We start from the raw sequence: 14,122 nt of genomic DNA on the forward strand, positions 1-14,122 counted from the left end.
AGATACCCAAATTCGAGTAATTACCGTAAGTGTCTTGCCGCGCCCGCTGTTGTTAGTTGTTCCCGGTTCCACGTCCTCCAGAAAATCCCAGAGAAACTTTCTGGTTTTGTCCGGCGACTCTCCATGGACCACTCGTGCAGCCGCCGCATCCAACCATTCCGAACGAATTGTCCGATCGAACCAGATTTTTGTTTCGGTGGAAATTCTCATTCGGATTTCGCCACGGTGATGAATGGCACGATGGCCTCTTCTATACAGATTCCCCCGTGAGCCACAGTGCGCTTTCCCTCACCAATAAAAGCCTGCAGCGGTGGGGCAATGAGGGCGAAATACTCTTCGGGTAGGCCAATGCTTGGCCACTCAAGTGCCCCTGGGTACTTGGCGGCAACATTCGATCGCAACAATGCATCCGGGAACACATGGACACGTTCGCCCCGCTCGTCCGCGGTCACGCCGACGTTGGGCTTGCCGATGCCAATGCCCTCGACGTTCCCATGATCGGCCGTCAACACCACTTCAAAGCCGGACTCGATCAGCGTATCAAGGAGACGCCAAAGCGCGCCCCGCTTCGCCCAATGCCGGACCCCGGCGTGCATACCGTCGGTTCCCGTGACGATCCCGTGCAGCATCTGATCGATAGTGCCGACCACGATTCCCGCAACTCTGCAGCGCGGCTGTACGACCTTCTCCTTGATCCTTCCGATAAAAACATCATCGTCTTCGAGCGTGCCCTGACAGGCATAGACGGCATCGCCTTTCCGGAAGCCCCGATCCTCCCAGAAGCGGGTCCAGTGCTGTTCTTCCTTGCGTGTGGTATCGAGGCTCTCCCCAAAGAAGAATGGAGGATCACCTGCAAAAATTGATTGCCGGGAGATGGACGTCAATGTCGGTACCCACGCAAACAATCCGAATTCCTCTGTGATCCATTTACCGGGGGGCATTTCCTGGCGGACAACCGCCCACTGGTCCATAGCCAGACCATCGATCACAACTACGGCCAGCTTCGGCGAGCTTCCCTTCATCGCGAGACGATGAGCCATGTACCTCGGAATCTGGTGAAGCATCACGGGCCGCGGCAAGAACGAAAGGCTGTGCAGGGAGGCAAAGTGCAAAACCATCCATTCTTGAAAGCCCTGCTCTATCAGTTGGTGTGCCTTCTGGAAGCGATCCTTGTCTTCTACCGCCAAGTCCCCCGGCAATGCCCAGCGTAGTGCCACCACTTCGGCCCATCGGGTTGCTGCCTGAACCCAGGTCTGGTGATCGCTGTTCGCAGAGGGGCTGGTGGAATCCGAGAGCTGCAGGAGCTTGCGGAAGCGGGCAACATGGTCGGCGGCCTCAGAACTGGCCACGCCGACAGCTATCCACGTTCCTTGAAAAAGCGACCGGGAAACACCGCTTGTGGGAATCAGCAGGCCGTCGGTGAAGAGATTGTCGATATAGACCCGAACATCATCGTGATCGAACGGAAGGTGTAGCGGGCCTGAAAATTTAAGTCCGTAGGGCTCAACCTCCTGTCGCATTTCATGCGCTTGGGCGGCAAGTGTCTGATTCAGGAAGATCGGCCATCTCTCCTGCAAGAATTCAAGGAAATTGGCGCGGCTTGCGACAATCTGATCGAGTGGCCAGTCCCCCCATCGTCCTGCCAAGCGCAACAGTTGGATCAGGCGCTCGTCCAGCGACTTGGGGATCAGCTTCCCACTGTAGTGCCGTCGAAGAAGCGCCCGGAGGAGTTCCGCATCGCTTTGGATCTGCGCGGGGTCAAGGCGAAACACGTTCCGCAGCAAAAAGTCCCGCGTAGCGTTCTCGCCCATTGGCTCAGGCTTGAAGAGTTGCTGTGCGGTAGACACGGCGTCGAGTTCTCCACGATCCAGTTCTGAAAGAACATGGGGAGCGAGCGAGGGGAACAATTCCGCAAGGCTGAATGAGAGAATCCGGCGATCGCGCTCTGCCTGTTGAAGGAGATCAAAAGGAAGGCCGGTAATGTCGGATCGGGTCGCCCGCAAAACAACGACGAGATTGGTGCGGTTACCGTTATCCCAGACTTCCCGAAAGCGACGTTCATAAGCGTAGCGAAAGGCGACGTGGTCTTCGAATGGGACGATTTCGAAGCCACGTTGACGAATGCCGTCAACGACACCCTGCTCGGTCAGCAGCTCGTCGGGATCTGCCACCACGGTCAGCCGAGCGACGCTGGCGATGTCGCGACTGAACTGGGCCAAAATGGGATCGCGCCATGTGCCCGTGGGCATTGAATTGCTCATGCGATTTTTCCCGTAGAAGCCACACGGACCATGAGGATCGCAGCGAGATCAGGGAGCGCTGCTTCTCGTGCTGCTAGTTCTCCGGACCATGCCTGTTCCTCGTCGGCCACCAGCCGGAGCCGGTGAGCCCGAACCTGAGGTAACCCCAGCCTCTCTATTGCGCGACGACGGGATGCGTATGCATGTACGCCTTTCTTGCGTTCACGAACGATGCTCAGTTGATGCGCGGTCGCCAGTTCTTCAAAGATCGCCGTGCCGTGTTCTTCTGCAGCCTTGCGACTGGTATCAAAGGCGTCGACTGCCAGCTTCCCGGACAATTCGTCGCCTGCCTGGCTCAAGCCGCTGGGCAGATCGATCAAGCGCTCCCAGACGGCACGCGCTGTCGGGCCGAACACTCGCCCATCCTCGGTCAGGAAAAGCGCGACGAAGCGCTGCTCGCGCCCTCCCGCGCTATGCAGGCTGATCCGCCACAAGGACCAGACTCCGCTCGTCTTGTCTGAGACGTCAGGGATGACGATCGAGGGTATCGGTTGACCCGGTGCGAAAACAGGTAGATTGGTTGTCAGCCCGCGTACGCGCTCGTCTTCCAGAGAAATCAGAGTCACCCCTGCCCTATCTGCGTCATCACGGCTGAAGACTGCTGCGGTGCATGTGTCGCCGTTGGGCCAACGAAGATCGTAGCCAACGGCCGCCGTTTTGACAGTCGCACCAGCGGACTCCTGGCTGCGCAGGAAGCCGAGGGTCAGCCTCTCGGTCCAATATGGCATCTGGTGGGTTGCGATTTTCTTCGCTGCAGACGCGTCCAGTCTTTCCGTTGCACTGAGCAGTCTGGAACCTGCACGAGCCTCCTCGGCACGGCGACGAATGTCGTCGGCCAGGGCGGACGCCCGCCGCTCGGCATCCTCTGGCGCAACGATCGCCTGAGCAAACAACTCCTCGAAAGGAACGCCACCTTCCTCGGAATCGAGCACATCGGCAAGTTTGTCCACGCCAAACTCTTCGAGAATTCGTGCCAACTTCTGTTCAAGAACCTCGCGGACGCGAAGCTCGACGGTTCCCTCAAGCGCGAAGTTCATCGCGCGCACAATGTGCTTCTGTCCGATGCGGTCAACACGACCTATGCGTTGTTCGATCTTCATCGGATTCCACGGGAGATCGTAGTTCACGATCACGTGGCAGAACTGCAGGTTCAGGCCTTCGCCACCAGCGTCTGTGGAAAGGAGAATCTGGGCGTCACCCGCGAAGCGCCGCTGCGCTTGGCGCCGTTCTTCCAAATCCATACTGCCATTGAGTGACACGACGGTGAAGCCGCGATGCTCGAGAAAGTTGGCAAGCATCGCCTGCGTGGGTATGAATTCCGTGAAGATCAGCACCTTCAGCGTCGGATCGTTTTCCTCGCGCTGCTGCAGCTGAATGCGGTCGAGCAGCGCTTCAGCCTTGACGTCCGGCCCCTCGGCCTCGCAGCGCCGGGCTGCGGAGAGCAGAAGCTCCACCTCCTTGCGTTCGTCTTTGAGACCCTTCAGGCGGGTCCTCAGGATGGTGTCGAATTGCTGCTGGCCATCCAGCGACGACCAATCCTCGCCCACATCCTCGGGGAACAAGGAAAGCTGGCCTTGGGGCAACTCCAGCACCGTGAGTCTGCGCTCCAGCGCGGTGCGGATGGCGGCCGTGCTCGAAGTGATCAGCCGCTGCATAAGGATCATCAGAAATCCGACGGCGGTCTGCTTCTCCTTGATGGCACGGTTGTATCCGTCGCGGACATACTCAGTCACTGCATCGTAAAGCGCCCGCTGTTCCGTATGCGCACTCCCCCACTCAATCGGCACCAGCTGAGTGAAGCGTGGCTTGAATAGCGGGTTTTCGTTGGCGTCGATGGCGCGGCGTTTCTCGGTCCTGATGACGAAGGGGGCGACCGCTTCGCGTGTAATCGCGTCGTCTCCAGGAAGCGCGTCGGGATCAAGAAACCCAATCAACCTGCGGAAGGCATCCGACTTGCCTTGGTGTGGCGTGGCCGATAGGAGCAGGAGGTAAGGTGCCGCCTGTGAAAGCGCGTCTCCCAGTTTGAACCGGGCAACCTGCTCGGTACTACCGCCAAGGCGATGCGCTTCGTCGACAATAATTAAATCCCATCCCGCCGAAACAAGGTCTTCGAACCTTTCTCGGTTATAGCGGGCAATCTGATCCTGGCTCCAGCCGCGCCGCGTGTCCATGGGCTTCACCGAGTCGACCGTGCAGATGACCTGATGCTGCATTCGCCAGAGGTTTTCGTCCTCGCCGACGGCCCCGGCCTGGCGGAGTGCGGCGAAGGTACCGGGAAGGATGAGCCGGAAATCCTCGCCGAAGTGTGTCTTCATTTCCGACTGCCACTGCAGGACCAATCCTGCCGGGGCAACAACAAGAATCCTGCGAACAAGTCCTCGTATCTTCAGCTCACGCAAGATCAGCCCTGCCTCGATCGTCTTGCCAAGCCCGACTTCGTCGGCAAGCAAATAACGAATGCGATCGCCAGAGATTGCCCGCTGTAATGCGAGCAACTGGTGAGGCAGGGGAATGACCGTCCCTTCCAGTGGCGCGACGAGTTCGTCACGCTCCAGGGCATCGGCAATACGTGCAGCCGCGCTCACGTAGGATAGGCGCTGCAGCAGATGATGCTCACCCGCCTTTAGCGGGACAAGGCGCTTCTGGAGAACCCTAACCGCCGTACCCCGGCGCGGCAGCCAAACCAAGCATGTCGCCTGACCCCACAGCGTGTCGACATCGACAACGCGGCAAGGTTCGTCATGGTCAGTGCTGTGCCACCATTCGCCGGCTTGCATGCATACCCTCACTCATCACCGAGACGCATGCTCGCCACGTCGTAGTACATCAGCAGCTTCTCGTCCTCTTGCAGCACATTCTCTGGGAGCTTCGCTGCCACGCCGACAATGGTCTTGTAGTCCTGCGCCTCATACGCGGCCTTGAAACCGGCGCGTACCGCTTCGGTGCGGAACAGTTTCAGTTTGCGTTCCTTCGAAGCTTTGTACTGCTCGAATTCGCTGAGCAGCGACTTTTCACGAATTTTGTCCAGATCGACCTGTTTGCCCGGATCCGGAAAATACCAACGATCCGCCGCCTTGGTGATCAGGGCCGGATCGTCCTTCGTGAGATTGCGAAGCTCCTTGAAGTTCGTAGACAGGTACGAGTGAATTTGACTTGGAACAGGCCCGCTTCCGTCGTAGTAAATGCAGTTCTGACGAAGAATCTCTTTGAGCTCGACCGTTTTTTCGTGTTTCGCCCAGTTCTGGATTTCTCGCATAAACGCGGGTTGGAGATCCTGGAAGCTGCGTGGCTTTTGCTCCAGCTCACGCCGAACCCACTGAATCGCGCTCGCTTCGTCGGTGACAAACAAGCTCAGCTGTCGAAGTTCAGCAGCAGTGTTGCGCTTGCGGTCGTACTCGGCGACTTGCGTCGGCAAAAAATACATGCCGTCCCGCTCTGGATAGCGTTGGTTCAATCCAGTCAAAAACTCGGCAGTCGAGAGCGGAACGGATAGCTGGCGCTGAACATGAAATGCGACCATGCGATCATGGAGTACCTGCGCCGTGCGTTCGGCGATAACATCCGCAACTTTATCGACGCTAGAGAAGACAGGTACGTGGCCAAGGTGTTCGGTTACGAAGGCCCAAGCGCCTTCCCCCGACGATGTGCCCAACGCGAATCGCTCAGTCAAAGCCTTAGTAGGCTTGTACGCTGAGATAACCAGGTCCTGCTTGACCGCTGCACTGGTGACCTGCTTGAAGGAGAGCTGCTGCTTGTCTAGAGTGCGAACGTCGGCGACGACGAAACCCGCAGTGCCAAGCGCTTCTTGAATAGCTCGCCATACCGAATTGCGAGAATTGCTAAAAACGATGGTAATCCACCTACCTGGTTTTAATAATCGAAAGTATTCGCAAAAGCACTGCTTCATTAGGTCTTGATAGTCATTAACGCTCTTTTGGGATGCGGCATTGGCTTTTGAGCGATCCACAATTGCTTCCGGCTCAGAATCTGTGAATACGTGATGCCACGCCTCCACCAGAAAATTAAGTTCCGCGTACGGATAGTTGTCCCCAAATGGCGGATCGGTAAATATGTAGTCAACGGATTCACCTGGCAGCGCCAAATTGGCACACGTACCAGTTGAAACTACAGAGTAAGAGTCGAAAGCAAATTTACGGACAAACGCTTGCTTTGCGAGACGCGCAAGCTTGCCGTTCAAGATATACCAAGGGCTGACCTCAGAGATCTGTGAAGCGGCGTAGTAGGCACCTGTCAAAGCGCGGTTCACCTGCGAGAAGTGTGAGGGGCTATATCTGTTTAGTATTGACATACCCCAGATCGCCTGCTCGATGAAAAACAGTACCTGGTTACGGAGTCGAACGTCCGTCAGGATTGAAGCTTTGCGCCACAGTACGGCGAGAGCATGTGCCTGTCTGCTCAAGAAAAGATGGTGTGTCGCGGTTATTCCTCTTGAGCGAAGTCGAGGAATTTCCCACATATCATCAAACGGAAACGGCTTTGCCGGCATCTCTGCTGGCATTGGCAGAGATCGTATCTTTTCAATTAGAGAAAAATCTGCTGCATCAAGTTTCTTTTGAAAGCTATTTTTCCCTACTGAATAATTTAGGAATACCGCTTGAAATTTCGATTGCTGATGAGGTTGGCCAGTCACTGCGTCAATCGAGGACTCAAACACCCTTTGAAGCTTGTCCTTAGTGAGCGTGGCATTACAATGCGGACATGGGAACGAGTCTAAGGTCTTCTTAGATTCGACCTGAAGCGCTTCGTCCACGAAATTGAGTTCACCTGCGCACTCAGGGCATGTAAACACCTCGCTCCAAACCGTAAAATTAATCCGCCCCTTTGTTTTCCTGTCGGTGTGAAGCGTTTCGTACATCCAGCCGAGCTCTTTCTCAGTTTCGGAAAGAATGCGCTGCGCTGCTTTGGCGAATGCCATGTTGTCGAATGGCAAGGTGTAATTGGCCGAAATGAAGCTCGCGGCCGGACCTAAGTCGTTCAGAATTACCCGACGTGGCCCCCATTTAGGTTTCGACAATCCCTGCTGCGACCACTCCGCCTCAAGCTGTTTGCGGAACTCCACCGGAGCGGAACCGCACCATTGGGCTGCGACGCCAGTCATCCCTGATCCGGCAAACCCATCGAGTACGATGTCGCCGGGATCTGTGTAGTGAAGAATCGACGGGACGATCGCAAGGTGCGGCACCTTGGTGTGGTATCCATGCGCTTTATAAAGCGAGTCCGTCTTCCCAACGCTTGTGTCGACGGCGAAAGGGTCACGCTCATAGCGCTCCTTAGGATCGTAGGGTTTTCCGTAAACACGCACGAAATCGGCGAGAAAAGGATTCGGACAGGCCGTGTACCAAGGTGGGTCCGACATCCGGATGATGTCTTCATCGGCTCCCTTCGGAAATCCTGGTGTCTTACGGAATTCAGGGTCGGCGAGCTTCTCGCGCAGCTTCTGGAAAAAGTGGGTGCGTCGCTCGTCTTCGCTATCAAACGTCAGGCCAAGGCATTCGATCTTGCCCTTTTCCAAGATTTCTTGTTCGACGGACTTCTCGACAAGGCGAAGCTGTCCGCCCCCTTCAATGAAGAGTTCACCGATATTGTCTGATTTGCGCTTTCGAGCCACGTCCGTTGTCCTCACTCAATCAGGATGCGGACCTTGGTCGCATCCTTGCCCTTGGTCAGGTTGGCGACATAGCGGTCGAAGCGCTCACGCAGATCGGTTACGGTACAAGGCAACCCCCCGTCCGAAAGTGCTGTTTGAAGATCGCCACTGCCGAACGTTACCGGCTGTAAGCCGCTCAGAACCTCCTGCAACGCTTTCACGAAAGCCGGGCTGACCGGATCGGGAAGTTCTTTGCTTTTCAGGAGCGCTTGCAGCTCACGCTTACCAGTGGCATCACTGATCAACTTGATATTGCCCGACACGGTGGGATCTTCAAGGTTGGTACGCAGGGTCTCCGTCCATCCCCGAACAAGAGAGTCCAGTACCTCGTCGAGATCGGTCAGCGTCTTCTTCGCGGCTGGGCCACCTGCGGGTTCCTCTGCTGGCCGGAAACCGCAATGCGGACACATGGGATCGCTTTCCAGGTCCGGACGGCCAAGTTGAAAGCAAGTCTTCAGCGAAAACAGTTTGTTCTCGAAATCGCGCAGTTGCGGCGTCGGCATCATTTCGACCCCGGCAATCTTCTGCAGCTGGGCCAGACGCGGGTCCTTGGCGAGACTGGCCTTTCGTTTGTCGTCGTTCGCACCGAGGCGGGCGCGCTCATGGCCGGCCAGATAGGCGTCCTGGTACTTGGCCTTCAGATCGGCCAAGGTCTGGGTCAGAAGCCGTTTGAAATCGGCCCCGGACCGTTGTTTGGGGCTGGCGATCTTGCCCATGAGATCAGCGCGCGCCGTGCGGACTGTGTCCTGCCATGGATGACTGGCATCGAGGAGCGCCTCGGCCTTGCCAAGGTATGACGTCAGCGGATTGGTTTGCTGAAGCAGTCCGGCCAGTTCGTCGACTTCCCGGGAGAGGTCGATCGCCGGTTTTTGCCCAAGCACCGCGGCGGAGTCGTGCGGAAAGTTCTTCAACTTGCCAGCCGTATTGAAAGGCTGAAGCGATTCGAGGAACGCTTTGAGGCTGCCGAGTCGATCCTTCCAGTCCTTCTGCTCCTGCTCCGAAAGAACAGGACGACCCCAGAAAATCAACTCAGGAATTCGCGCCTGTGCGGCGACAACCTTGCCAAGCAGCTCGCTCGCCCGCTGCTGAATCTTGGCCACCCCGTCGTCGCGATTTGCCGGGTTAACGATGAGCCCCTTGGGCACGTCCAGCAGGTCGCACAAGTCCTGGAGCGGGCCGAGCGGCAGATCGCGCGGGCGATCGATATGCTTGAACTCGGTGATCTCAACAATCCCGATCTTGGCGAACTGGTCGATGCCAGCGGCGTCGATCTTCTTTCCAGCAAGACTGAGGACAATGTCTCCGCTGTGAACCAGGGCAGCGAGTACGACGCTGAGAAACTCGGGCTCAATGCGAAACTTGGTCCAGTAGTCGACACCGGCCTCGGATGCAACCAACTCGGATCGATTGAGCACCTGGCCCTGGCTTTTCTGGCTCAGGGCATCGAGCACGTGCTTGCCATAGCGGGAATCACGCGGCTTGAGCGTTTCACCTTCCAGCAGTTCTAACGCATCCAGAATTGCCGTGCCCTGCTTGCTCTTCACACCACCGGCAATCCATCGCAATGCCTCTTGCGCAGACTGATCACGATTCTGCCGTGTGACCAGCACGCTGAAGATCGGGTATTCCGGACTTCTATCGGCAAAATGTGGCGCCAACAGCGCCGAGCCGGCGGTATTGACGTAATCCTTGACCGTCGCGTTCGGCGGCAGCTTGCCGCGAACCACTTCCAGCAAGGTCTTCGAACGCCCCTGATGTACGACCTCGACGGCCGTCGGCATGTGCTCCCGGAGCCAAGACGTGAGGGTCCGAAGATGGTCGCCAGCCTTATCCTCGTAGATCTTCTTGTTACTGCCGGATGCGGCTGCGGCCTGTTCGCGCGCGCCTGCATAGAGTCGCAACGTGCGATCGAAGGTATCGTCCCGATCCTTCAGCTTGAAAAAGACCTCGTCGGCCTTCTTCTCGTCCTTAAAGTACGGTGCATCGAACGGTTGAAGGAAATACAGATAGAAGTCACGCGTCGGCTGCGCGGTCGAGCGCTCGTTTGGAGCGCCGAAGAAGAGGTAACCGCTCCGGCCAGCGCGGCGTTCGCGCCACTCGGTCTCGTGTTCCCAAATGCGATATCCCGCAACGTAGGGCGGAGCATCCGGATCTTCGAGAACGACACGCCGCAAAGCGTCAAAATAGTATCTATCCAGCTGCGCATCGCTGAGGGTCTCAGCACGTTTCTCGATGAGGGAGTCGAAATCGACATCCTTCTTCAGGTCGAGAAAATACTGCCCATTTTCCTTATTGAAACTCAGGAACTGGCCGCTCACCGTGCGCAGGACCTCTTTCAACACCGTCTCGACGAGTGTTCGAAGAAACGCTGCCTCCTTCTCAGGCACCGGAAGCATGAGGCACAAATCGTCTCTCAACTCCTCCGCCGTCGCCCCGAGCGGGGCATAGATGTCCGCAGTCGTCAGGCGGTGAACTGACAGCGCATGCACGATTCGAATCGCGGCGGGCTTGTACTGCGGACGCGTGAAAGCTTGATGGATGCGCGCGTCGAGGACAGCGCTGCGATCGATGACTTCCTTGATGGCGGGGTCGGACCGGAACGAAGGATTGTCCCGCAGCACGCCCCAATAGGAGTCATAGGCAATCAAGCCGGTGTCGTTCGCCGGAACGTCGAGATCGATGATGCGGCGAATTGCAGTGCTGAGCGTCTTCAGTACCTCACGCTTCTCAGCGACAAAGACACGCTCGAACGTATCGAGATATGCCGGATGGACAGGAAAGAGCCGCACGAACTCCTCCATCCTTTCGTTCATCGAGCCATAGAGGGGTGCGAACTGCTTCAGGTGCTCACGGATTAACGCCTGCTGCTTGGCGTTCTTCTTCAAGAGGCGCTCTGCAACGACAAATGCGACATCATCGCGTGCAATACGAACCTGTTCGAATCGGTCCTTCACACGACGTAATGTGTCGGCAACGAATTGAAAGCGCGGATTGTCAAACAGGCTCTCCTGCACACCGGCAATGAAGCGGAATCTGGTTCCCTTGCAGACCTCGCCAAGCTCACGCAGGAAAGACAGGTCTAGGCTTAATGCCTGGTCGGCACGCGAACGCAGGTAGTCGAGAAGTTCGTCCACAACCAGTATCAGGCCGCGATCCGGATTGACTGCCTGAAACGCCGCCATCATTTCCTGGAAAGCAGACTTGTTCTCGTGGCGATCGTCAGTTGAGGGGAATGCATAGGTAACGCCAAGGCGCGTCAGTCCGTCTTCCAGGACCGAACAAATGATGTCGCGGAGCGACATCGTGGTTGAGCCGATCTCGGCTCGGATGACGCGAAACCGGCCGGATATATCGGCAGCTCGTTCGGCAACCTTGGCGCTGGTCAAACATGATGCGAGGTCCGCGTGCTCGGCCACTGCGGAAATGACGGCCATCAGGTGAGATTTACCCGTTCCGTAATTTCCGACGACGAGAATGCCTTTGTTGTCTGCGGGCTTGCTGAACTGCAGTTGAGGAAACACAAGCTCGCCGAGCAGTTCGGCCATGCGGTCGGAAATGACGAATGTCTCAACTAGCCGCCGTGCATCCTTGGCAGAGTCCGCCTCCCGGAGTTGGACAACAGACTCAATCGCCTCAAACTGGATAAGTTCGGAGTATTTCATTTTTGTTCCTCCACGGGCGATCCCGCCTCGGTTTGATTGGCCTCAGCGGATTGCACGATGACTGCTTGCGGTGTTTGATACCGCCGTGCTTCCGGATGGCCGGGCTCGGCATAGGTCAGCGACGCGCCATCGAAATTCCCCGGCCATGCAGCGACGATCGCACGGTTCCGAGAAAGGGATTGGAGAAGCCGTAGCGGGTCCTGCGCCAGTTCCTCTGCAAAAAGCAATTCGATGTTGTCGAGGAGAACCACTTCTGAGTTTTCTTCGCGGATCAAGTCATCAAGAATCGCTGCAACGCGGGCGGCGCGCTGGCGGTGCGTCAAGTCGAGAAGACTTTGCGATAGACGAAGATTGACGTTTAGCCGTGGCCAATTGTGGCGCTTGGCAAGGTCGATCAGTGCAGCAGTCTTCCCGGTGCGGGCAGGCCCTACAGCCAGAACAAGTCTGTAATAGGCATCCCGCGTCCTCGGCAGCATGTCTTCGATCTGGGGAGATAGGGATGACGGCACCTAGCGCACTCCCTCGTTGCGGGAGGCAGCCTGACGTTCCCGTCCCGGCGCCAACGCGGAACTATCTATCGATGCAAGCACCTGATGGTTCGCGAGTGCCAATTGGAATTCAGTCTCGCTCAAGCAGTGGTCCTGGGAGCAATCGACTCCCCACCGACGCAACGCGTAGCCCGCCACGGCCGCGCGGCACTTGACCAATAGTGCCCCCGACCTCATTCCGTAGTCGGCCTCCACCGCGCCCTTGTGTTTGAGATTCGGATGAGGGATTAACTTGAGTTCCACAGTGCGGTTCCACTGCTCGTCCGCCTCTCCTCGCTCGTGGCGCGCCGCATCACCCGCGTCAATCACGACGGCCTTCGATAGACGCGTGATAACGAAGTCGGAAAACCGGCTGTTGTTACGGTCATAGGCGCGCACGTGCCAGCGCTGGCCGTTATCGACCAAGGCGTGGGGCACGATCTGTCTGCGCGTGTTCCCGCTGCTCAACGACACGTACGTCACCTCCAAAATCTGCCTGCGATAGATCGCCCGCGTTACCACCGCCAACTCACCGAGCCGCGGCTGGCTCAGGCTCTCGACGGCGGCTGTCGGCAGCCCTTGCGGATGCGGCAAGCCGTCTCCCAAACCCGACCGCAGCCAGTACATCACCCGCTCCGGCGTCCGGCCAAATATCAGCTTGAACTTCTCCCCCGGCAGGTACGTCTTGGCCTGAAAGTCATAGGCCAGATTTCCCGGCGCGAGCTCCTTGTAAAGCGCCAAATCCCGGCTGGCCTGGATCGAGGCCCGTGAAAACCGCTTGGCAACGTCCGCCCTTCTCAGCTCGCCAAGAAAATAGAGCCTGGCCTCGATAAACGAGAGCCTCTCGACCTGAGACGGGGGTACGTCTTTCAACTTCGCCGGCATCGGGTTCAACCTAGACATCTGCACAGAGCATCCGCTCTCGGGGCACAAGATCCTCCAACCGTATCGTCATGATAACAATTCTGCTACGATTAAGCGACCATGCGCCCCCCAGCTGCGCGGCCTCCGATTGGGATGGCTTGGGACGGGGTGGTTCAGGGAGGAAAGCTATTGAAAAAGATTGTCCTGATTTCGTGCGTGAGCAAGAAACTCCCACACCCGGCAAACGCCCAGGATCTCTACGTCAGCCCCCTCTTCCGGTTGAACCTTCAATACGCCCGAAAGCTTCAGCCCGACGCGATCTACATCCTGTCGGCCAAGTACGGCTTGCTCGACTTGAATACCGAAGTCGAGCCGTACAACCTCACCCTGAACGATATGGCCACCCGCCAGGTGCAAGCCTGGGCGGAACAGGTGCTGGAACAAATCAAACAGCGCGCCGACCTGAGCAGGGACCACTTCGTGTTCCTGGCGGGCCTGAAATACCGGCAATTTCTCGTCCCGCGGCTTGCCTCCTACGAGGTACCCATGGAGGGCCTGACCATCGGCAGGCAACTGCAATTCCTGAGCGAGCGGGTCCATGAGTGACTTGTGCGCCAGATTGCACCGCGAATTCCAGCAGTACCCCGTATTCAGTTTCCCGTTCGAGGATTCCGCAATACCGCTGAACGGAATCTACGTGCTGTATGAGGCGGGCGAGACAGCCCATGGCGCGAATCGAATTGTCCGCGTCGGTACCCACACGGGGAAGAATCAACTCCGGTCCAGGCTGAAGCAGCACTTCGTCAATGAACAGAAGGACCGCAGCATCTTTCGAAAGAACATCGGCCGCGCATTGCTGAATCGCGACAAAGACCCGTTCCTCACCCAATGGGAGATTGACTTAACCACGAGCGAAGCCAAGAGAACGCATGGGCCGGCGATCGACCGAGCCAAGCAGTCTGCGGTCGAGCACATGGTTACCGGTGTCATACAGAAGCGCTTTCACTTCGCGGTATTCCGCCTGGACGAGAAAGACAAGCGCCTCGAACTCGAAGCCAGGATGATCGCTACGATTTCACGGTGCGAACACTGTGGCCCTTC

The 14,122-nt window shown here is 57.4% G+C and carries 9 protein-coding genes; 2 read left to right on the forward strand and 7 right to left on the reverse strand.

Annotated features, from left to right (window positions below; translation table 11 throughout):
- The 7 genes from K2Y42_RS19585 to K2Y42_RS19615 form a co-directional block, all read right to left on the reverse strand.
- The coding region (locus K2Y42_RS19585) for a hypothetical protein (protein WP_291155954.1) at window positions 1-210 on the reverse strand (210 nt) is incomplete at its 3' end.
- On the reverse strand, window positions 207-2,261 hold the full coding sequence (pglZ, locus tag K2Y42_RS19590) for a BREX-3 system phosphatase PglZ (RefSeq protein ID WP_291155957.1): 2,055 nt from the start codon (window positions 2,259-2,261) through the stop codon (window positions 207-209). The genes K2Y42_RS19585 and pglZ, both read right to left, overlap by 4 nt.
- On the reverse strand, window positions 2,258-5,077 hold the full coding sequence (locus K2Y42_RS19595) for a helicase-related protein (protein ID WP_291155959.1): 2,820 nt from the start codon (window positions 5,075-5,077) through the stop codon (window positions 2,258-2,260). The genes pglZ and K2Y42_RS19595 overlap by 4 nt, the downstream gene beginning before the upstream one ends.
- Before the next feature lie 8 nt (window positions 5,078-5,085).
- A complete protein-coding gene (locus K2Y42_RS19600) occupies window positions 5,086-7,929 on the reverse strand; it encodes a DNA methyltransferase (protein ID WP_291155963.1) in 2,844 nt (947 codons plus the stop codon).
- A gap of 11 nt (window positions 7,930-7,940) precedes the next feature.
- Complete coding sequence (locus tag K2Y42_RS19605) at window positions 7,941-11,630, reverse strand: DUF6079 family protein (protein ID WP_291155965.1); 3,690 nt, start codon at window positions 11,628-11,630, stop codon at window positions 7,941-7,943.
- Entirely contained in the window at window positions 11,627-12,139 is a 513-nt protein-coding gene (gene brxF / locus K2Y42_RS19610) for a BREX-3 system P-loop-containing protein BrxF (RefSeq protein WP_291155967.1), read from the reverse strand. The genes K2Y42_RS19605 and brxF overlap by 4 nt, the downstream gene beginning before the upstream one ends.
- Complete coding sequence (locus tag K2Y42_RS19615; RefSeq protein ID WP_291155970.1) at window positions 12,140-13,042, reverse strand: WYL domain-containing protein; 903 nt, start codon at window positions 13,040-13,042, stop codon at window positions 12,140-12,142.
- A gap of 168 nt (window positions 13,043-13,210) precedes the next feature.
- On the opposite strand from K2Y42_RS19615, the gene K2Y42_RS19620 reads away from it, so the two are divergent.
- Entirely contained in the window at window positions 13,211-13,627 is a 417-nt protein-coding gene (locus K2Y42_RS19620; protein ID WP_291155971.1) for a DUF6884 domain-containing protein, read from the forward strand.
- On the forward strand, window positions 13,620-14,122 hold a 503-nt coding region (locus tag K2Y42_RS19625), incomplete at its 3' end, for a hypothetical protein (protein WP_291155974.1). The genes K2Y42_RS19620 and K2Y42_RS19625, both read left to right, overlap by 8 nt.

It is taken from the genome of Hyphomicrobium sp., assembly GCF_019744875.1.
Classification (GTDB): Bacteria; Pseudomonadota; Alphaproteobacteria; order Rhizobiales; family Hyphomicrobiaceae; genus Hyphomicrobium_C.